Origin of the sequence: Paenibacillus radicis (ex Xue et al. 2023), from assembly GCF_024722015.1 — a bacterium.
Classification (GTDB): domain Bacteria; phylum Bacillota; class Bacilli; order Paenibacillales; family NBRC-103111; genus Paenibacillus_S.
In genome coordinates, this window is sequence record NZ_JANQBD010000001.1 from 607,880 (window position 1) to 629,400 (window position 21,521).

Sequence of the window (21,521 nt, forward strand, 5' to 3'; positions counted from 1 at the left end):
TGAAAAAACCTTCAATCCCGCTTCGATAGCCGGATTGAAGGTTTTTTTAACGTTACATGCCTGCTCCTTCCTGCTGCTTTAGCGCTCTATTGAAACACTTGGATTTTTTGTTCGGAACTGCACGCGGTAGAACAACAGAATCCCCACATGCATAGCGGCAAGAACAAGATAAATATTGCTGAACACGTAACCCCCCGGATCGACATTTAACGGATTCCAACTAACGGATGAACCATGCGCCGCTACAATCCCGTAAACACCGGCAGCTATTCCTTGGGATATAAAACTGATCATCGAAAACAGCCCCATGCCTACTCCAACTTGATCTTTGGGCAATGATTTTGAAATAAAATTGGACATCGCAATCTGCAGGAAAGATTGGCCTACATTACCGAATATTAAAAAGAATGAAATCCAAAGCGGAGAAATTCCTGTGAAGATGGACAACAAGGCAAAGCAACTAATTAAAGAACCGGAAGCAACAGAGATCAGATAGGAGTTTCCTTTCAAATCCGCCAATTTGCCGCCTTTGCGTCCCAGAATGGCAGAGGCTATCGCTGCAGGAACCATGGCGAAGCCGATCCAATTGGAGCCTAATCGGTACACTTCCGAGAACAGGATCGGAGTTAACAAATATAAGGAAATACCTATGCCCGCTATTAGAAATGCAAGCGCCAGCCCGCTGGCATACTTTTTATTTCGAAACAATTGGGGCTCGATAAAAGCATCTTTAGTGGTACAAATTCGTACAATGAAGAGGATTAAAGAGACTAATCCGAAAACCAAATACGACCAGGTTAGATTCGTGACCCCAAGCAGAAGCAGCGTAATGGATGCAGCGAGTAAGCTTCCTCCGAGCCAATCGAAGGTCCGAGGGGCTTCTTTCGGTTCATGCTCCAAATATTTACGAAAAAGTGGCAGCAACAGCAATATTAACAAAGAGGGTAAAAATAGCCAACGCCAGTTCGCAAAGCTCACTACGATCGCTGAAATGACAGGTGCGAGAGCGCTTCCGAGCGCAATCCCAACGGCAGACATGCTTAATGCGGAGCCTCTCTTCTCAGGCGAAAAATACTGCACAGGGATTATTAGTGCAATCGCCGGTATAGCTGCGGCCCCCGCAGATTGCAGGCATCTTCCGAGAAGCGCTAACCAGAAGGTTTGGGAAACAAGCCCTATTAGAGAACCAGCCGCGAACAACGTAAGACCGAAGGTCAATAGGCTCTTAAGCTGAAATCTGTCCGCAAGCTTCCCGTAAGTCACAGTGCCAAACGCATAGATAAGCGTATAGGCGGATGACAGCCAGCTCACCTGAGCAAGGGTCAGATGAAACTCCTCACCGATTTGCGGAAGCACAATGTTAAACATAAGGGAGCTCATGGATGACATCATAACGGTAAACATCATTAAGCGCATTAGAATCGGACCTTTGTGCTGTTTTGAATCAGATTTCATAACTAATAACTCCTTTTTGATGGATTTGTATGCAAGCACATGCTTGCATACTGTTTTATAAAAAAGCTAGGGGGTTAAAGCCCTAGCGAATAGCCGCACGCTTTCCTCGATAAATTCGTCCAGCGAGTCATCTGAGACAGCCTCTTTTGCATTCAGGTTACTAATGAACGCGCCATAATTCATCCACATGAAAGACAGTGCATTCAGCTCAGGATTCGAAGTCACAACCTTACCTTGTTCAGACATGGTCGTCAAATATTTCGTTAAAAGGCTTTTCAAATATTTCGGATTGCGCGAGGCCTCCTGAAGAACCTCATCAGGGAGATTGCTGCTCCCCTTGAGAGCGATTGATATTAACTTCTTGTTCCGGCTCATAATCTTATGATACGTTCGGCTAAGCATAAGAAGATCCGAATGCAGCTCTCCTTGCAGGGCTTCATTAAAAAGCTTTCCCATCTCTTGACCATAATGATAACGATTAAATGCGGCCTGAAGCAGCTTCTCTTTCGTTCCGAAATGGCGAAATAACGTGACTTCGTTCACTCCGGCAGCAAGGGCAATTTCCTTAGTGGTTGTGCCATCATACCCCTTATCCGCCATAAGATCGATTGCTGCCAACAAAAGCTTATCACTAGTACTTTGATTGCTGTTCATTTATCTACCCTTCTTCAATGCAAGTACTTACTTACATTCATATATTAATCGAGTATGATTAAAATGTAAAGAACAGGAAACCTAAATTTCGAAAATATTTTTTGAAATTATAAAAGCCCGCGTGTTTACGCGGACTTCATTCATTCGGACCCATATTTCATTGACCCATACTCTGATTGGGGAACAGCTAACCCTTTTTCATCTCAGCAACTATTACTCCTCCGGTCTCTTTTCAATGGTTAATCCTTTCACATGCTTGCGATTCATCAATTTCCGCATTTTGCGGTTTTGTTTGGTTTCAAATACAATATCCAGATCGTAATTTTCAGGATACAAGTCCTTGCTTTCGATCTGAAGCACAAGGCGCTTTTTATTTATTTTCAATTTCTGCTTTTGGATCATCACACCTATTTGGCCCATGGAATCCTCGGTTTCACAAACAATGCCGCTGCGGCCTAAATAAGCTGCGAACACGCGGTCACCGAGCTGAAAGCTTGCAGCAACTGTCTCATGTTTCATGGTACCTGCTTCAGCTTCCTCCTTATGAATAGGCTGGATGGGCCATGTACGGGTTTCCGGTTGCCGAACTCTGCTGCTCCCTGCGTTCACAGGCGGCTCCGGCTCAGCCATCGTAATTTCCTGTGCCACTTTAACTGAGATACCGCTTGCTGTAATTTCACGGGACCTGTGAATAATTTCGGCTGGTATTCCCAGCTTCAAGGCAATCTGGAAGGCGTAGCTTTGACCCGCTTCCCCTATCCGCAGGCGGTAGAGGGGCTGGAGCGTTTGCGCATCGAATTCCATTCGCGCATTTTCAAAGCCCGGTGCTGCCGCGGCAAAATTTTTGATCTCCGTAAAATGGGTTGTCGCCACAACAGTCGCTTCCCTTCTATGCAGCTCTTCCAGAATGGCAACAGACAAGCCGATACCCTCTCCAGGGTCCGTCCCGGAAGCCATTTCATCGATAAGCACAAGTGTGGAGCTGTCGGCTATTTGCAAAATGTCGATAACATTTCGAATATGTGCGGAAAACGTACTGAGCGCATGCTCAATGCTCTGCCCATCGCCTATATCCACAGCAACGTTTGTGTATACCGAAAACAAGCTTCCTTCCTGCACAGGGACAAGTAAACCCGACTGTACCATGACGGTTAGCAAACCGACCGTTTTTAACGCCAGTGTTTTTCCCCCTGTATTCGGCCCTGTAATAATAAGCGATTTGTAGTTATTGCCGATTGCAAATTGAAGGGGAACCATCTGATTGCCCAGCAAAGGATGTTTCGCTTCCCGAAGCTCAATCATTCCTTCCTCGTTTAATTCAACATTGGAACCTCCGATAGCTAAAGCATATTTAGCTTTGGCAAACAGAAAATCGTAGGTGCCAACGGTTTCCACGTTAACTTGGAATTGTTGTGCGGATTCCTCTGCAAGAGCTGTCAAATCGCTCAGCACCTTTACTTCTTCCCGTGCTTCCTCGGCTCTGAGACTTGAAAGCTCAAACTGAAAGCTCATAATTTCATCCGGCTCAATAAATACTGTTTGACCGCTTGCCGACTCATCCAGCACCGTACCCTTCACTAGTCTTCGATGCTCTTTCTTGATTGGGAGCACATACCTTCCGCTTCGTGTACTGATTATATTCTCCTGCAGGATGGAACGATGTTTGCTCATGAGGGAATCCAGCTTACTTTTGAGCCGTTCTTCAAACACGGATATTCGCTTACGAGCTTTTAGCAGCTCCTTACTTGCTATGTCGGTCACCTGCCCGTTTCGAATGCACCGGTTGATTTCCGACTTCAGCTTAGCCATCTCATACATGGAAGCCGCATAGCTGCTAACATGAGGGGCAACCTCCAATTTGGCCGCCATGTATTTCATTAACTGCGCGCAGCTGGTTAGGAATTGCTGGATATGCATGAAGTCTTTTTCACTGAATACATAACCCGTGCCGAGAAGCGTTAGTATAGTTTCAATCCCTTCCAGCGAAGGAACCGGAACGCTTGCTCCATGCCGAATTAAAGACTTGGCTTCCGCCGTCTCATCCAGTTTTTTTCTTACTAGTTTACCCGAAGTCATCGGCAGCATCTGATCAATATGCCGTTTCCCCAAGTATGAAATCGCGTACCCCATCAAAATTTCTTTGACCTTGTTGTACTCTAGCCGCTGTAATGCTTTCTCGTTCATTTTTATCTCTCCTTTTTAAAAAATAAAAAAAGGGCGAAGAATGAACTTACGTCCATTCTCCGCCCTTTTATCGACACCTAAATAAAGCCCCGGAAAACAAAAAAACCGCGCTGAACTCAGCACGGATCCGGGTGCAATGATAGGAATACACCTAAGGCATTGTATGATATCCGTTGTTCTTAACTAATTCCGAGGCTACCATTAGGCCATAACAAATAAACAATGCTAAATCAGCAATTTGTCCATGGATTAGCGAAACCTCTTTATGGAATTTTTTAGTTAAGAACGGCCACCGACATCAAAATCTCTCCCTTAGTAAAAGATAATCCTACTATAGCTTATTTCTGAATATGAAGTCAATGTCTGTCAGATCTATCCGACTAATTGAAATGCACATCCTTGCGAATCCCTTCGAGCTCCCTTAATTTCCATTTTCCCGGATTAATTCCCTCTGTTTCCTTGAATACTCTACTGAAATGGTAAATTGTTTTGAACCCCACTGATTCTGCAATCTGCTTCAGGCTTAAGGCTGAATAGGAAATCAATTCCTTGGATCTCTCAATCCTTATTCTCCTCAAATAATTCGTAAAGGTGCAGCCGTAATTCATTTTAAAAATTTGGCTCAAATAGTTACTGCTGTAGCATAACTGAGCCGAAATCGCTCCCAAAGACAGCTCCTCAGCATAATGCTCTTGTATATAGTGCTCCAGCCGTTGCGCCGCTTCTATAGGCTCGTTTTTCAATTTATAAACAGCTTGTGTTATGTTTTTTTGCTTGGGAGGCTCGCCGTTCTGCCTGAATAACGTATATAAGATTTGGATCAAGAATAGACAAGCCATCTCCCCGTAAAATAATCGTTTGTTCAAACCTTCGAACCTTATTTTTTCAAGTAAATCTTTAATTACCATGGATTCATCCGTTTGATAGGCTTGTAAACCGCTCGCCATTTCCAAAATATCTTTGTCACTAATATCGAATTTCAGATCAAGTGTCTTGATTTGCGAATTCCCGTAAGGGATGAAGCCATGTTTCAGCATGGGGTTTATAAAAATAAACACGCCCGGAGAAATGACATATTCAGCTTCTCCTAGAGTGAATGTACCTTTTCCATCAATAAAATAAATGATTTGAAAAAAATCATGTTCATGAAGATTTAACCTTCCACCCTGCTCGTAGTCATATCTGGAAGTCCATCGTATATCTACACTGTGCTTTCCCATAAACGCCTCCTTCTTCATTCATCCCGACATTGTTATATAACCTATAGACAAAAACATCTTTTCTGCGGATAAACATCTCTCTCTGAGCAGCGTTTACAATGAAATTAAGATAATTGTGCAATTCAATAAAAGGAGAGATCCCTGTTGATCATTAACGAGCAATTCCCACTCTACACCGAGTATGATCCGCTAGTCCCTGTGTGGTGCCTGACTCCGGAATGCAAGGGCTCATTTCACCGTTTTTTCGATACTTCGCCAGTTAGCCCATCCGGAAGATATGTGGCCTTGCTTCGCATGCCTCAAGAGGAGCGATTGCCACTGCCCGGCGAAGCCGCCGAAGTTGTCCTTATCGATCTGCATACGGCAGAAGAGCGGGTGGTAGCCGAAACCTTCGGCTGGGAACCGCAGCTCGGAGCCAATATTAACTGGGGTACCGATGACGACTCCATCTATTACAACGATGTGGATACGGCAGTTTGGGAGCCCTATTGTGTGAAGTTGAACCCTCATAACGGTGAAAAAAGAAGGCTCGAAGGAAGCATCTACCGCATCTCACCTGACGGGAAGAGCATTATCTCTGCATGCATGAAACGGATGAGACGTACCCAGTACGGCTATGGCGTCATGGTTCCCGATGACCTTGTCCCCCGCAACTTTGGCTTCCGTGATGACGACGGATTATACATCACCGATACGGAGAGCGGCAAGCGCAGGCTGCTTGTGTCGATCCAAGAGGTGTTCGACCGCGCCCAGCCTGCCATCGACAAGAAGCTGTATGAGCATGGAGAATGCTACGGCTTTCATTGCAAATTCAATCCGCAAGGCGACAGATTGCTGTTTACGATGAGATGGTTCGATACGAATGAGGCACAGCCGTGGAATAAGCTTACGGATTACCCCCTTAAGTTCTGGGTCATCACAATGAAACCGGACGGCAGCGATATTCATGTAGCCGTAGGTCCAGAGCAATGGGATAAAGGCGGGCACCATATCAACTGGTTCCCTGACGGACGGAAGCTTTCCATGAATCTGTGCCTGGATGGAGACAAGCAGCTGTATCTCGTTCAAGCGAACCTGGACGGCACAGGCTTTGAGAAAATCATTGAGGAATTTCCCGGCTCCGGCCATCCTACGGTTCATCCCAACGGGCGTCACATTCTGACCGATGCTTATGAGAAGGAAAAGGTCACCTTCGGAGACGGAACGGTTCCTTTACGGTTAATCGACCTTGTAAGCAAAACCGAAACGACTCTTGTGCGGATTAATGTCGGCAATCCAGGGACGAAGGTTACATCTACACTTCGGCTCGATCCGCATCCTGCATGGGCTCCGGACGATAAACATGTTGTATTCAATGGATTCGTCAACGGAACAAGGCGCGTATTTATCGCCGACCTCAGTCGCGTCATCGAATAGCGCAAAGAATCCTCCTGCTGATTAGAGGAACGATCCTCTATGCTTCCGCTGGCAAGTTTCTGCGGGCAACTTTCTGTGAACAACATTCTGCAGGCAACATTGTGCGGGCAACTTTCTGCTAGCAACATTGTGCAGGCAACTTTCTGCTAGCAACTTTCTGCGGGCAACATTGTGCAGGCAACTTTCTGCTAGCAACTTTCTGCAGGCAACATTGTTCCCTTCACTGAAATGTAATTTTATTATCGGTCGATGCACCAGCTCTTGTTGTAAATAATCGTGCCCCCTGCCCCTGCCGCCAATTATCATCACTTGCTCGATCATATGTACTGCGCTTATAATAAAAAGCAAGTGATGAAGAACGTCCCTTTCCATTCTGATGAGTGGGAACGGGGCGTTTTTATTTTTTCCAAGGGGGATCAGAAAATGACTTTAAAAGAAGCGCACGCCGCATTTATCCGTCATCATCTAGAAAGCAGAGCAGGAGAACGCCGGTCACGACTGGAGAGGGGACATCAACACGCTGAATCGCTGTTTCTAAAAAATGTCTGGTGGCCGCTCCGTGGAAACTTCGAGGATCTCCATCCCGAATATGAAGTACTCGATTGGCGGGGCCGGTCTTACTTTGCCGATTTGGCCTGGCTTCCGGATAACGTGAAAGTATTATTTGAGATCAAAGGCTTTGCATCGCACGTAAGAGACATGGACCGGCACAAATATTGCAGCGAATTGAACCGCGAAACTTTTCTTCATGCGATGGGGTACTCCGTTATCTCCTTCGCTTATGACGACATCGAGCAGCGTCCCGATCTATGCATCGCTTTGCTGCGCATGGTTCTGAGCAGATACCAGACGAGTCGGGGGCCGATCTCTCGCGTGCTGCTCGCCGAGAAAGAAATCATCCTACTCGCAGCTCAATTGGCTCAGCCTATTCGGCCGAAGGATGTGGAGCTTCATTTTGAAATCGATCATAAGACGGCTGTTCAGATGCTGCAAAAGTTATGTACCAAGGGCTGGCTGCTTCCCTCTTTGCGCGGCAAAGGAGAACGTGTGGTCCGATACGAATTGGCTCCTGGTATGCTGAACTTCCTGGTTTAACTGGAATTTGTCATGTTAATTTTAACATTTATGGGTTATTAATACATATAACTAGAAAACATCCCGTTAATTCTATTAATTTCAGCCAATTGCTACCCAAGCGCCCTAAATAGATGGAGGATTTCCAGTTAACTTCATCTTTTCGGGATTCTATGTCAAATTTACAGGAGGAATTCCAGTTAATTCAAATTCAATTGGCTTAGTCATCCATTCCGGGGCACTTCGGGTGCATAGCAAAGGCAGATTATCCGCAATAGTAACGAAAAAGCACTGCTAAACCTTAGATTTCTTCACACTTGTTACTCTTAGTCAGCACATCTATCGTCACTCATACTTGTTACTGTAATCAGCACATTCACCGTCACTCATACTTACTACCCTAGTCAACACGTACCCGGTCACTCACACTTGTTACTCTAGTCAGCAATTTACCGTCACTCACACTTGCTACTCTAGTCAGCACGTTTACCGTCACTCACACTTGTTACCGTAATCAGCACATTCCCAGTCACTCACACTTTTTACCCTAGTCAGCACATCTGCTGTCACTCACAATACGTTACCTTAGTTAGCACGTTCACCGTCGCTCACACTTGTTACCGTAGTCAGCGCATCTACCGTCACTCGCACTTGTTACCTCTAGTCAGCACGTAACCGGTCACTCACACTTACTACTCTAGTCAGCACATCTACCGTTACTCACACTTGTTACCATAATCAGCACATTCCCAGTGCACTTGTTACCTCTAGTTAGCACGTAACCGGCCACTCACACTTTTTACCCTAGTCAGCACATTCCCAGTCACTCACTCTTGTTACTCTAGTTAGCACGTACCCAGTCACAGACACTTGTTACTCTAGTCAGCACATTCCCAGTCACTCACACTTGTTACCGTAGTCAGCACATCTACCGTCACTCACTCTTGTTACCATAATCAGCACGTAACCGGCCACTCACACTTGTTACCGTAGTCAGCACATCTACCGTCACTCACACTTGTTACGTAGTCAGCACATCTACCGTTACTCACAATATGTTACCCTAGTCAGCACGTTCACCGTCGCTAACACTTGTTACCCTAATCAACACTTTCCCGGTCACTTACTGCTATTCTATCGTTACAACGCGCGCGGATCCCGAGTGCGGGTTGTGGTGTTGCACTAGGGGGTCGTTGCCCCCCTAGTTTATTCTGTCCCTCAAGCTGTAAGCTCCCAGCCTCCTCCAAAAAAGAGGGGATTTGCCTAAGAGATTGATATGTACCGCATGGAAGTGAGAAGGTCAGGAGGATGGGGTTGAATCGTCAGGTAGCCATCCTACCTATCTACTGCTCCGGGAAGCACGGAAAAGAAAGAATTCGGCAGCAAGCAAGTAAGCGGGCTGGAGCATCGCCATGCTGCTTTCCAACGCGACCCCGAATTCACTCGCACCTCTTCCACCGACGTCTATACAGTGGTAACCCTATTGAAATGAAAATAAGCCCCTTGGGGACTTATTTCCAATTATACACAAATACTTAAGTTGGTGTTTATTTGGGGCGCCTGGTAAGTTAGTGCTTATTTTTTGGCAACCTGTAAGTTAATGTTTTTTTAGACAGCCTGATAAACTAGTGCTTATTTTTTCGCAACCTGTAAGTTAATGTTTTTTTAGACAGCCTGATAAACTAGTACTTATTTTTTGGCAACCTGTAAGTTAATGTTTTTTTAGACAGCCTGATAAGCTAGTGCTTATTTTTTGGCAGCCTGATAAGCTTGGTTTATCTCTTCAATTGCTTTTGTGTAAGTCGCATCTGTTTTTAATTTGGCAACAAAGCTGTCCCACGCCTCAATCGGTTCCTGCCCCATAATGACCTTCGTTTTTAAATCACCGATTTTTTTCGTAAAATCCGGTCCTGCCTTAAGCCACGTTTCGGAAATCAAGCCTACGCTTGGATCGTTGACGGTTACGGCTTCACGCTCATCCACAATCTTTTTGTTGCGTTCGAAAAGCTCCTTCGGCATGCCGGTCCGGTAAGCCCACAGGTATTTATCGTATCTTTCGAAAATTTTGCCGAATGAGCTCTGGGATACGCTATCCTTGAACGCTTGATCCGTTGCTACTTTAAAGCCCTCTTTATCAGTAGTGTAATGAATGTCCTTCAAGCCATAGCAGGCAAGCATAAAACCTTCCTCGGATGCGCCATAATCCATCAAAGCGAGAATCTTCTTCATTTTATTCTCCGGCACAGACTTCGGAATCAAGTATACACCGCTGAAGCCGGGAGTGGATGGAGCATATTTACCCGCTGCTGAACTCAAATAGCTCAGAGGCAAAAAGTTGGCTTCAGGGTTCGTCTTGATCAGCTCAGCTTGAACCCTCCAAATCGCTTCAATAGTGTTAGGATAAATTCCGGCAACACCTGTTTTGACGAGATCCTCGGACTGCGTTTCCTTCATGATGGCATAGTCGGCAGGCATGAAGCCTTCTTTATAAATCTTATTTAACCACAGCAGCGCTTCGCGTGTGCCTGGTTCAAATGTTGTATCGATCAGCTTGCCGTTCTGTTCCTTCCATTTCCCGTTACTGTGATTAAGTACCCCTTCCACCCAGCTAAGGTCATTTCTTGGAACCATCGGGATTGTATCCTTCTTGCCATTGCCATCCGGATCATTTTCAGCAAAAGCTTTCATCACATTGTACATATCATCCAACGTTTCAGGAACCTTCAGCTTTAGCTTATCCAGCCAATCCTTACGTACAATCGGTAATCCAGGTCCTCCATGCAGAGGACGTACGGATGGAATCAAATAATTTTTCCCGGAAATTTTGGTCTTTTCCCAAACTGTACTCGGGTACTCCATTAAATGAGGATAGTTTTTGATATACGGGGTAAGATCCCAGAAGGCTCCCTGTTGAATCATTTGACGCATCAACGAGCTGTTGAAATCCAGTACCTTTACCAAGTCAGGCATCTCACCGGAAGCTAGAACGAGATTGATTTTATCCGTGTAGCTGTTAGGCGACGTCCACATAATATTCAGCTTTGTATTCGTCCGTTTCTCGAATTCCTTCAATACTGGATTGTCGGGTCCCGGAGCTTCAGGTGTATTAAACTCAGTGATGATGCTGATAGTTTCCGGCTTTTCATCCACCTTGCCTGCTGTCGAATCGTTAGGTGCCGTAGTGCTATTGCTTGCGCAGGCTGATAGCATTGTTGTTGCGAGAATAGCTATCGCTGTTGTCTTTGCTGCTCTTTCCATTTTACTGGTTCTCATTGCGGTAAATCCTCCCCTGGTTTCATTTTGTTTTTTCGTGCGCCTTCCTGCCTCTTATCTCTTTAAAAGTCCGGCTCACCCCTCTCAAAGTCATTGAAAATCCAGCTATACAGCCAATTTCCCCTGTACCCGCCACCATCCACTATTTTCCCGGAACACTTCGTCTACTCCCACTCTGATCAAGCATCGTTACTGCAGCTACTCCTTGATGGACCCCAGCATGACACCCTTGGCAAAATGCTTCTGAAGCAGCGGATAAACCAGCAAAATCGGTGTTGTTGCAACTACGACTGCAGCCATTTTCAACGTCTGGGCAGGCACCTGTTGTTCACTCATAATTTCAGCTGCCCCGGAGCCCGAGGAAGATGTGGATGAATCGATTAGAATGTTCTGAAGCAAAATCTGCAAAGGCCATTTGGATGATACATTGATATAAAGCACCGCATTAAAATACGTGTTCCAATACCCCACTGCATAAAATAAGCCAAACGCCGCAAGCGCCGGCAATGAAAGCGGAAGAATGATTTTGAAAAAAATTCCGAAGTCATTGTACCCGTCCATCATGGCTGCTTCCTCAAGACTAGGCGGGATGCTGTCAAAAAAGCTTTTCATCAAGAACACATACCAACCACTGCTAAGCGCAGGGATAATTAACGACCAAATGCTGTTGATCAAGCCTAAATCACGGACCAGAATATAATGCGGAATGATGCCCGGGCTGAATAGAATCGTAAACAAGATCATCATCATCAGATGCTTTCTTATCTTCAATCGTTTGCGGGATAAACCGTAAGCCAGTGAAGCTGTTACCATCAAGCTAAGTACGGTGCCTACCGTTGCCAAAAATACACTGACTCCTGTCGCATTCAGATAAGTAGAGGTGGACAAAATGTATTTGTAGGAGAGCAGCGACCATTTTTCCGGAAATAAGATGAAGCCCTGTTTTCGTATGTACTCAGCAGGATCGGTGAACGATACGACAAACACATAATAGAGAGGAAACAAAGTCAGAATGCCAACTATCCCCAGGAAAGCTCCATTCACTGCACCAAATAAGCGACTCTCTTTCATCTAGTACAACCCCTCCTCTCCAAAGCGTTTAGCCAATTTATTGGAAATAATAACCAGGGCCAAGCCGATGACAGATTTAAACAAGCCTACCGCCGTGCTATAGCTGAATTGTCCCTGTTGAATACCGTTACGGTAAACATAGGTTTCAAACACATCGGCCACTTCGGATACAGCGCCATTCATCATAAGAAATACTTGTTCGAAGCCGACATCCATAATATGACCCAGCCTTAAAATAAGAAGCGTGATAATAATGTTGCGGATACCGGGTATCGTCACATGCCAAATTTGCCGTAATCGATTAGCTCCATCCATTTTGGCAGCCTCATAAAGCTGTGGATCTACTCCTGCAATGGCAGCCAAATATATAATCGTTCCCCAACCCGTTTCCTTCCATATGCTCTGTGCGGTTAGCAGCCACCAGAATATGTCGGGATTGGTCAGGAAATTGAACGGCTTGTATCCGAAATAAGGAAGCAGCTTATTAATAATCCCTCCGCTCTGCGATAACATCAGGAACGTGATGCCTGAAATAATAACCCATGAAAGAAAATGCGGAAGATAGACGACAGATTGAATGACACGTTTGAACATGGCGGATTTCAGTTCATTCAGCAGCAAAGCGATTAATATAGGCATCGGAAAATAAAAGACTATACTCATCAAGCTGATAACCATCGTATTCCGGAATAAAATCATAAAATCGGGATTGTTAAATAAATCGATAAAATGCTTAAGCCCTACCCATGGACTTTTCCATACCCCCATATAAGGCGAGTAATCCTGAAAGGAGATAACGATTCCCCACATAGGGACATACTTGAAGATTAGAAAGTATAATACTCCCGGTAAAACGAGCAGGTAAAGAAAGGAGTCCTTTTTTATACCGGACAAAGCTTTCATGCGTTAGTTTCCTCCTCCAAATCATTTTCTGTATGCATGCTTTTCGCGGTATTGGCCTGGCGTTATATCCTCATGCTTTTTAAAGATACGATTGTAGTAGGTTGGCTGGTAGCCGACCTGCTCTGCAATATCATTTATTTTCAGATCGGTGCTGATAAGCAATTCCTTCGATTTCTCCAGCCTTAGATTGGTTAAATAATCGATAAAATTAACGCCCACCGTTTGCCGAAAGCTCGCGCTTAGCTTCTGAGGATAAGTACCGAACCTGTCTGCGCAAGCCTCCAGGGAAATATCCTGCATAAAATTCTCGTTAAGCATTGCTATGACTTTGTCAACGATTTGCTTGGTTTGTAAATCCTTGATCGATTGCATCTCTTCAATAAATGGATGGATAAGCTTCGATTTAAACCAATCCAGCATAGCGGCAGGCTCACGAATCAGGAGCAGCTGTTCGAATAGATTAACCCCGTTGTAAATATGCTGAGGGTTGCAGCCTATTTGAAGCATGGCGAATTGAACATTGCCAAGCAGCTGCAGCATGCCTTGTTGGATAACGAATTCTTTACTTGATTTCACCTGCAAAGCCTCTAAAAACTCCTCAACCAGCTGCATCGACTGATCCCTCAACCCCATTTGCATCGATTGAATCAGCATTTTTTCCTGAATAAAAGGATAATGGGTGGAATGCTCGCCTCTTAGCACTATATCCTCCGAATCAATGATCGAATTCTCCATCTCTATATCCCGGTACCGGACAGCCTGCCGAGTATCCTCCAATATAACAGGGATCTTCTTAAGTGAAGTCGTAATCCGGCTTAGGCCTATAACTACTTGAAGCTTCAAATAATCCCGTAAGGGCTCAATAAGCAAGCGCGCAAATTCAAAGAGCTCCGACTTGATCTGCTCTCTTGAATGATCCTCCGGCGAAATGAATAATACACCTATGGTCAAATCCTGAAAGTTTATGATCTGAGTTTGTTTGGATAGCTGCCCAGCCATTTCATCCACAATATTAGCTGCCGCAAAAGTAATCAGCTGCTCATCCCCTTTGGCAAAATTACTGTATGAATTCGTAAAGCCATAGAGCTGGATGACAAGCAAGGAAAATTGTTGATCCTGGATTTGAATACCGAATTGCTCGAATTCCTCACGAATCCGCTGTTCCGAAAATGTGCTTAGATGGCCTTGAACGAGCTGGAGCATGAAGCCCTCCCGAAGAGCTGGAACCGCCTTTTCCATTTTGAATTGCAAATCTGTTCTCTCCCGGATGAGATAGTTCCACTTGTTTTCGATAAAATCGACCTCGTTCTTTTCGCCCTGCGCTAAGCTTTTATTATCTGATCCGAATACCCGCATTAAATGCTGCAACGGACGATACAGCTGTTTGGAGGCGAACCAGGAAAGAAGCACGGATAGCAGCAGGCCAATCAGACTCGCGCCAAGGGGCAGCTTGGAAATTAATTCAACCGGCTTGGTCAGATGAGATAATGGAGTAGCCGATACATAGAACCAGCCTGTATTCTTAAGCTTTCCGTAGGAAACTACGTAGGTTTCTTTATCCGCTGAATAAAGAAAAGTTCCCGCTTCTGCCTCCTGATTATGCTTGATTACCTCGGTGCGTATAATCTCATCCAATGAATTTGCGTCTGGAGTTGAGCTAGTTGTCGAGGCCATCCCATGCTTGCTGTCTGTCACTAAGTAGGATCCGTTCTGCTTTAAAAGAAAAGCTGTTCCTTGACCTACCGGATTCAACTGCTGGAGCAAGGCATTGATTTCATCCTTCTTCAAATCAACTATCAGAACTCCATAGGAGGGCTCGGCCTCAATCGGAACCTTCTGTATTAAAGACATGGCAACGGAATTTTTCTCATTGCTGCTATGAGGCAGTGCCTCATTCCAGAACATGAAGGATTTCTGCTGCAGCAGCGTAAGATAGCGGTTCTTCTCATCTGTATTTCGTATCGTACGGCTGCCATTCTCTCCGTCAATCAGCAAGCTTCCTTCTTGATCCAAAAATAACGAGACCTGGTTGATTAAAGGATTCGAGCTTTTCATAACGATCAGCTGATTGTACAAGTCCAGAGTGAACCGCACATCCTTGGAAATGCTGCGATTTTTCAGATCATTAAAAACCGGGTTGTAAGCCCATTGGTTCACCGTAAACTTTAAGTGGGCTAATTGCGCATCCATCCTTTCCGAAACTTGCTCATATTGAAGCTTTTGCGTCCGTCCCACTTCTCTCTCGATTTCACGAATCCCAATATAATAGGTGAGCATGGTCAGGAGCGCCATTGGAATACTGGATATGAGTAAGGTAATAATTAAGCTTTTGTGGAAGAAGCTGACGGTTCGTTGCGGTTTAGCTATTTTTTTCATCATTGCAATTCCCTTTCTCCCAGCTGCTTACGCTTACTATAGAGTGACCGCATATTGCACACAACTGGACATTTTTATTATGGCTCTAGTTTTCTATTGCACATTTATCGCGCCGGGCATTATACTTTCTCCGACAAAGGAATGAGCAATAACCTACACTTGTTGGCATTCAAACAAAAAAAAGCTGCTCATTATGGGCAGCTTTGGAATACTTGGAGATGTCTTTTCAGCTTACACATGTTCTTGCACATTTTCTTACAAATTTTCTTACACATCATCCAATATATCTTCTCACACGTTACCTATACAAAACTGCTATACCTGCTCCCTTGCCGCTGCCCAGCGGGCACTGTTAAGAACCAGCTGTCGATAGGCTGCCGGTCTGAATGAAGCTGCGTTATGCCCGGGCTGCAAATAAATAACCTTGCCCAAACCATAGTCCTGTTCCCAGCCTGCCGGATAACGCTCCCCTTCATATTCATATTCCAAAAATACGGTTTTCTTCGAAAACGGATCGAATTCAAACATATAAGGCTCTTCATCAACGGTAAAATTGTCGACATCAACGAGCAATGGATGTCCCTCTAACGTTCCGTAATAATTTAACGACTGATACTTGGGGTGATGGGTGAATTTAGCTCCAACCATCTGCAGCAGCTCGTATCTGCCCTGTATAGAAATACCGCTGTGAAGGACGATCAAGCTGCCTCCCCCCGATACAAACTTCAACAGCCCTGCAGTTTGCCCGGAGGTCAGATCGCGCTTCCAGCAATCCGTATAACAAATGCAAAGCTTGTATTCACTTGACTCCAAATTAACGAAAGCGTTATAATCCTCCGTGCTTATAAGCTCAAACTCATCCTTTAGAATCGCTTCCAGCTCTAATCTGACCGGCTCCAAAGGATGATATATAGCTGCCTCCCCATCGCCTACCAATAGTATTTTTTCCGCCATTGTCAGCTCTCCTCTCATTCCGTCTACCAAGGAAGTTCTTTCCCGGTATCGGCCTCGATATAAATCGGCAGTTCGCGAATCTGATCTTTAAATTCATCGATTCTTTTCACAATGTTAGAAGCTGCTTCTTCAGGAGTATAAGTGCCTTGGTCATTCCATGTACCTTGCATAAAGGTCTTGACCCAGCCCGGATGCAGCAGCATAACCCGCCCACCCTGCTTGCGAATTTTATTATGTATAATCGATGACCCCATATTCAACGCAGCTTTAGCCATACAGTACCCGAACCAGGCTTCCCGATAGCTGTTCCCGATGCTGCCTGCTTCTGACGAAATATTCACAATCAGCTTGCCGCCGTTCATAACAGGCCGGATTAATAAGTTCGATAAGCGGATGGCACCAACAGCAGTGATATTATAAACGCGCTGGATATCATCGAAATCAATAGAATCTTCCACCGTTTGTTTCGTTTCGCCGAGAATGGCTGCATTATTGATCAGAAGATCCAGCTTGTCGGTCTTACTCTCGATGAAAGCGGCGAACTCCTTCACGCTTGCGTCACTGCCCACATCGAGAATGGAAGCGTGCAGCTGTCCTGGAAATTGCTCCGCAAGCTGACTGATAGATTCGTTGTCTTTGATAATGCCCCCTGCAAATACGATATATCCCTCTTTTAGAAGATGCTTCACCAGCTCCAAGCCTATTCCTCTGTCCGTACCGGATATGCAAGCCGTCAACCTATTTGCTGTCATTATTGTCACTCCTCCTTGATTAGAGTTTTTTAAACGACCATAATAAAGCTGAAAAAAGACCCTCTGTGATGGGATGGACCACGTCTGCGTTCCAGCCCTCTAATTACTTGCTTATAGAGCAAGTATAACGCAAGAAGGGGCATGGCTGCCCCTCTTTTTTAATAAAATCTTTAATTTATTTGCCGTTTTTTCCATTTTGCACGTTGAATTCCTCGATGACTTTGTCGCCACCTGCTTTTCTCCATTGCTCTATCGCTTGCTTCCAGCCTGCTTCATCCAGCTTGCCTAGAATAAATTTAGTTCTGGCATCGTCGATAATAGGCTTTAACTCACTGCCTTTGGTAGTTTGCGTTTCGGAAACAAGCGGATTCGTCGGGTTCCCCACAGCGATGGACTCGTTATCCTTGATCATTTTTCCATACTTCTCCATAAGCGGAGTCTCTTTGCCTGTCGTTTTGGCTGTATACTTGGCTACCTGCAGTTGGAGATAGCTGGAGCCAACCTCTGTGTCCTGCAGCTTTTGATCGATAAATACAGGCTTGCCATCTTCGAGCTTATAATGTCTTCCCTCGATACCCCAGCCCAGCAAATCCAGCATCTTCTGATCGGACATCTTATCGTAGAAGCCAAGAATTTGCTTCAATTCCGCCTCTGTTTTCACACTTGATTTGGGGAACATAAACACACTGTTATAGCCTACTCCACCAGGCGTACGTTCTCCCTTAGGACCTGTGATACGGCTTACTACATCCACATCCGCTCCCGGGAATGACTTGGTAAGCGAAGCTTGGTAGCTGGCTCCATCGATCATGTTCGAGATAACGGCCCCGGCTTTACCCTGGTTAATATCATCCTTCTTCTGCTGCGTGTTCAGAACAGGGAAATCCTGTTTGATCAGCTTCTCATCATATAGTTTTTTATAAAATTTCATAGCTTCATAATATTCCGGCGCCAGGAAATCCGGGCTTAGCTTGCCATCCTTCACTTCCCAGCCATTCGGAGCGCCCATAAAGGCTGCTATCACTCCGAAGCCATCCATTGTTTTTTCTTCCGTTAAGCCAACCGTATCCGCTTTCCCGTTTTTGTCAGGATCGTTTAAAGAAAAGGCTTTAAACATATTATATAGATCGTCAACGGTTTTAGGCTCGCTAAGACCAACATTTTTAAGCCAATCGCTGCGGTAAATAATCCCATAGGTCGAAAGGTCGCGGGCACGATACAAGCCATAAATCTTGCCGTCCACTTTAATATTATCAAATACAGTCTTATTCATTTTTGCCAAATTCGGATAATCGTTCAAATACGGGCCAACTTCCCAGAATACACCCGCACGTACAGCGCTCAAAATATTGGAATCCTTATTGTTCTGTACGAGCAGCGCCTTAGGCAGCTCACCGGAGGCAATCGTCACATTGACCTTTTCCTTATAGGAGGAATTGGGTACCCAGGAGATGTCCAGCTTGGTGTTCGTGTATTCTTCGATCTTCTTCTGTACTTCGCTATCCGCTTTAGGCGGCTCGGCATACATTAAGGTCATAATGCTAAGATTCAGCGGTCCTTTCGCTTCGGGCGCATTGCTGTTTCCCGTACCTCCCGCTGCCGGACTTTTATCATTGCCGCAGCCAGCCAGCAGTGCAGCAGCGCCTACCATAACACCCATCGTTGCAATTCCTGCTTTTCTCATTGCCTTTTTCCTGTTCATAGTCGTATTGCCTCCCCTTACTATTATATTATATGAATGCTTCCCAATCCTTCTTTTGGCGGGAGCTCCTTCAACCTTTTACAGATCCAAGCATGACCCCTTTGGCAAAATGCTTTTGCAAAAAAGGGTAGACGATCAGAATCGGCACTGTAGATATTACAATTACGGCCATCTTAATGATTTGCGACGGAGGAGCTACATAGTTCTGATCAAACTGGGTCGAATCGCCGATCCCGCCTTGGGATAAGATGACAATCTGCCTCAGCCAGACCTGAATAGGCCACATTTTCGAATCATTGATATACAAGATCGCGCTGAAAAAAGTATTCCAATGCCCCACTGCATAAAACAAGGCAAACGTTGCTAGTACAGGTGCGGATAAAGGCAGCACAATTCGAAAGAGCAGGCCCAGATCGCTGCAGCCGTCAATTTTGGCGGCTTCCTCAAGCCCTTCCGGCAGCTGCCGGAAAAAGCTCACCACCACAATCAGATTGAAAGCGCTGATAGCATTAGGTATGAGCAGCGCCCAATAGCTGTTAAGCATTCCCATTGCTTTTACAACAAGAAAGGTTGGAAGAATGCCTCCATGAAACAGCATGGTGAATACAATGAGCATCATAAACAGCTTTCTCCCGTCAAAATCCTGCCTCGATAATGGATAGGCCAGCAGCGAGGTGAACAGAAGATTGATGAATGTCCCCACTACGGTAATTCCTATAGTCACGAATAGGCTGTTTACAATTATGCTCGTAGAGAAAATGTATTGGTACCCCTCCAATGAGAAGGAGGTCGGGAATAATATAAAGCCGCGTCTGAGCACCTCTGCCGGTTCTGCAAAAGAGACCGAAACAATATAGATAAACGGAATAAGCATGACCAAAGCGAATAATATTAAAAATGTATAATTAAAGCCGTCAAAAATGCGGCTGCCTAAGCCCCTATTGACCATTAGTTACCATTCCTTTCCTAAGTAAGGCAGTTTTCAAGGCTAAACCCGCCTTTAATACAGTCCGCTTTCGCCGAATTTTTTGGCCATCCGGTTAGCTCCAACCACCAGTATCAATCCGATCACCGATTTGAACAATCCGACTGCCGTGCTGTAGCTGAATTGGCCTTGTTGAATACCGACGTTGTAAACGTACGTATCGAATACTTCGCCTACCTCACGGTTCATAGAGTTCAGCATCAGGAAGATTTGTTCAAAGCCTGTATCCAAAAAGGAACCTAGCCTTAGGATAAACAAGATCACGATGACACTGCGTATCGCGGGAAGCGTAATGTGCCACAGCTGCCTAAAACGGTTGGCTCCATCTATTCTCGCAGCCTCATACAATTGCGGATCAACGCCGGCCAACGCAGCCAGGAAAATAATCGTTCCCCAGCCGGTTTCCTTCCAAACTACCTGCGAAACGATCATAGTTCGGAGCCACTCGCTGGAAATTAGAAATTCCACCTTGGGAAGGCCTATGGAAGCAATCACATCATTGACAATTCCACCTTCGGTTGTAAAAAACATATACGAAATACCGACCACCACAACCCAGGATACAAAATGAGGAATGTAAACAATCGTTTGGATGGTTCGTTTAAATACTTCCTTGCGAATTTCATTTAATAACAAAGCGAGTACTATGGGCAGCGGGAAAAAGAATACCAGATTGTATATGGCCAATATGATTGTATTCTTGAACAGCATAGCGAAGGATGCGTCAAAGAAAAATCGCTCGAAGTGCTTGAATCCAACCCATTTGCTATGCAGCATGCCCAGAGCCGGCTGGTAGTCCTGAAAGGAGATCAGCAGCCCCCACATTGGGAAGTATCGAAAAATTATAAAGTAGAGCATGCCCGGAATTGCCATCAGATACAGCCACCTGTTTTTCATCAGACGGTTTAACCTTCGGCGGGCATTGCTCCTAGCAACCGTGTGCGTCTTTAACGGTTTAGAAGCCAGTTCCACCATTCATCGTCCTCCTTGATTATGTCGATAGCGTCAGCATACCGAAGCCACGGATTGCGTTCAATAATCAACAGCGTTCCACTTGCTCTTGTCGGCGAAACTTCAGGTACAGCAAGCCTTCATAATCACTAGCGTCCCCTTCAATAATCATTGGAAGCAGGCTGTTAACTTCCACGTTTGGACATGCAGCTTCCGCCAAAGCTCGGCTTATTAGCAGAAAAATCCCGTATAAGGGGGGCCGGGAGCTGAACATTTAAGCTCAGTGCTCGTATCCTTGTCTTTAAAATAATAACGGAAGCGGTTGTTCCGTTAACTCCCAAAAAAGCAAAAAAACGAAGAAATACAGGAATCATTCATTCCGTTATCTCTTCGCTTTTTATGTAAATCGCCCTCATTATCCCTAATAGTCGAGTAGGCGGGGCCTCTCCTTCTCTTGGATTGCGCCCCTTACCCCTCACAGATCCGTACGTGCGCTATTAACGCATACGGCTCTTCACTTCACCATTACAGGTCGACTGACGAACAGGTTC

Annotated in this window: 14 protein-coding genes and 2 pseudogenes; 2 read left to right on the top strand and 14 right to left on the bottom strand. The window is 45.2% G+C overall.

Features of this window, described 5'->3' with window-relative positions; genetic code table 11:
* Positions 1-78: 78 nt before the first annotated feature.
* The 5 genes and pseudogenes from NV381_RS02550 to NV381_RS02565 all read right to left on the bottom strand — a co-directional run bounded on the left by NV381_RS02550 (position 79) and on the right by NV381_RS02565 (position 5,513).
* Positions 79-1,455 (bottom strand): MFS transporter, encoded by a 1,377-nt coding sequence (locus NV381_RS02550; protein ID WP_258211675.1) that lies wholly within the window; start codon positions 1,453-1,455, stop codon positions 79-81.
* A gap of 66 nt (positions 1,456-1,521) precedes the next feature.
* Positions 1,522-2,109: a TetR/AcrR family transcriptional regulator gene (locus NV381_RS02555; RefSeq protein ID WP_258211676.1), complete on the bottom strand. Its 588-nt coding sequence runs from the start codon at positions 2,107-2,109 to the stop codon at positions 1,522-1,524.
* Positions 2,110-2,322: 213 nt separating this feature from the next.
* Positions 2,323-2,601 (bottom strand): annotated as a pseudogene (locus NV381_RS38340) (DNA mismatch repair protein MutS); the annotation flags it as partial.
* Between the two features lie 167 nt (positions 2,602-2,768).
* Positions 2,769-4,293: pseudogene (locus NV381_RS02560) on the bottom strand (endonuclease MutS2); the annotation flags it as partial.
* A 380-nt stretch (positions 4,294-4,673) separates the two neighbouring features.
* Positions 4,674-5,513, bottom strand: coding sequence for an AraC family transcriptional regulator (locus NV381_RS02565; RefSeq protein WP_258211678.1), 840 nt, complete (start codon positions 5,511-5,513; stop codon positions 4,674-4,676).
* A gap of 144 nt (positions 5,514-5,657) precedes the next feature.
* Here NV381_RS02565 and NV381_RS02570 point away from each other — a divergent pair, with 144 nt between their 5' ends.
* Both NV381_RS02570 and NV381_RS02575 read left to right on the top strand, forming a co-directional pair.
* Positions 5,658-6,929: a TolB family protein gene (locus tag NV381_RS02570; protein WP_258211679.1), complete on the top strand. Its 1,272-nt coding sequence runs from the start codon at positions 5,658-5,660 to the stop codon at positions 6,927-6,929.
* A 423-nt stretch (positions 6,930-7,352) separates the two neighbouring features.
* Positions 7,353-8,024, top strand: a complete 672-nt coding sequence (locus NV381_RS02575; protein WP_258211680.1) for a hypothetical protein — start codon at positions 7,353-7,355, stop codon at positions 8,022-8,024.
* A gap of 1,725 nt (positions 8,025-9,749) precedes the next feature.
* Here NV381_RS02575 and NV381_RS02580 read toward each other — a convergent pair.
* From NV381_RS02580 to NV381_RS02620, 9 genes are all read right to left on the bottom strand, one after another.
* A complete protein-coding gene (locus NV381_RS02580; protein ID WP_258211681.1) occupies positions 9,750-11,276 on the bottom strand; it encodes an extracellular solute-binding protein in 1,527 nt (508 codons plus the stop codon).
* Between the two features lie 198 nt (positions 11,277-11,474).
* Positions 11,475-12,347 (bottom strand): carbohydrate ABC transporter permease, encoded by an 873-nt coding sequence (locus NV381_RS02585; protein ID WP_258211682.1) that lies wholly within the window; start codon positions 12,345-12,347, stop codon positions 11,475-11,477.
* Positions 12,348-13,250, bottom strand: a complete 903-nt coding sequence (locus NV381_RS02590; protein WP_258211683.1) for an ABC transporter permease — start codon at positions 13,248-13,250, stop codon at positions 12,348-12,350.
* Between the two features lie 21 nt (positions 13,251-13,271).
* The gene (locus NV381_RS02595; RefSeq protein ID WP_258211684.1) at positions 13,272-15,629 is read right to left on the bottom strand and encodes an AraC family transcriptional regulator; all 2,358 of its coding nucleotides are present in this window, start codon (positions 15,627-15,629) and stop codon (positions 13,272-13,274) included.
* A 312-nt stretch (positions 15,630-15,941) separates the two neighbouring features.
* Complete coding sequence (locus NV381_RS02600) at positions 15,942-16,580, bottom strand: ThuA domain-containing protein (protein WP_258211685.1); 639 nt, start codon at positions 16,578-16,580, stop codon at positions 15,942-15,944.
* A gap of 23 nt (positions 16,581-16,603) precedes the next feature.
* Entirely contained in the window at positions 16,604-17,332 is a 729-nt protein-coding gene (locus tag NV381_RS02605) for an SDR family NAD(P)-dependent oxidoreductase (protein WP_258211686.1), read from the bottom strand.
* A gap of 175 nt (positions 17,333-17,507) precedes the next feature.
* Positions 17,508-19,034, bottom strand: a complete 1,527-nt coding sequence (locus NV381_RS02610) for an extracellular solute-binding protein (RefSeq protein ID WP_258211687.1) — start codon at positions 19,032-19,034, stop codon at positions 17,508-17,510.
* A gap of 70 nt (positions 19,035-19,104) precedes the next feature.
* Positions 19,105-19,983 (bottom strand): carbohydrate ABC transporter permease, encoded by an 879-nt coding sequence (locus tag NV381_RS02615; protein WP_258211688.1) that lies wholly within the window; start codon positions 19,981-19,983, stop codon positions 19,105-19,107.
* A gap of 51 nt (positions 19,984-20,034) precedes the next feature.
* Entirely contained in the window at positions 20,035-20,916 is an 882-nt protein-coding gene (locus NV381_RS02620; RefSeq protein WP_379372845.1) for an ABC transporter permease, read from the bottom strand.
* Positions 20,917-21,521 lie beyond the last annotated feature (605 nt).

Excerpts from the sequence above, each read along its gene's own strand:
- NV381_RS02550 (WP_258211675.1), bottom strand. The coding sequence starts at position 1,455 with ATGAAATCTGATTCAAAACAGCACAAAGGTCCGATTCTAATGCGCTTA.
- NV381_RS02555 (WP_258211676.1), bottom strand. The coding sequence starts at position 2,109 with ATGAACAGCAATCAAAGTACTAGTGATAAGCTTTTGTTGGCAGCAATC.
- NV381_RS02565 (WP_258211678.1), bottom strand. The coding sequence starts at position 5,513 with ATGGGAAAGCACAGTGTAGATATACGATGGACTTCCAGATATGACTAC.
- NV381_RS02575 (WP_258211680.1), top strand. The coding sequence starts at position 7,353 with ATGACTTTAAAAGAAGCGCACGCCGCATTTATCCGTCATCATCTAGAA.
- NV381_RS02580 (WP_258211681.1), bottom strand. The coding sequence starts at position 11,276 with ATGAGAACCAGTAAAATGGAAAGAGCAGCAAAGACAACAGCGATAGCT.
- NV381_RS02585 (WP_258211682.1), bottom strand. The coding sequence starts at position 12,347 with ATGAAAGAGAGTCGCTTATTTGGTGCAGTGAATGGAGCTTTCCTGGGG.
- NV381_RS02590 (WP_258211683.1), bottom strand. The coding sequence starts at position 13,250 with ATGAAAGCTTTGTCCGGTATAAAAAAGGACTCCTTTCTTTACCTGCTC.
- NV381_RS02595 (WP_258211684.1), bottom strand. The coding sequence starts at position 15,629 with ATGATGAAAAAAATAGCTAAACCGCAACGAACCGTCAGCTTCTTCCAC.
- NV381_RS02600 (WP_258211685.1), bottom strand. The coding sequence starts at position 16,580 with ATGGCGGAAAAAATACTATTGGTAGGCGATGGGGAGGCAGCTATATAT.
- NV381_RS02605 (WP_258211686.1), bottom strand. The coding sequence starts at position 17,332 with ATGACAGCAAATAGGTTGACGGCTTGCATATCCGGTACGGACAGAGGA.
- NV381_RS02610 (WP_258211687.1), bottom strand. The coding sequence starts at position 19,034 with ATGAACAGGAAAAAGGCAATGAGAAAAGCAGGAATTGCAACGATGGGT.
- NV381_RS02615 (WP_258211688.1), bottom strand. The coding sequence starts at position 19,983 with ATGGTCAATAGGGGCTTAGGCAGCCGCATTTTTGACGGCTTTAATTAT.
- NV381_RS02620 (WP_379372845.1), bottom strand. The coding sequence starts at position 20,916 with ATGAAAAACAGGTGGCTGTATCTGATGGCAATTCCGGGCATGCTCTAC.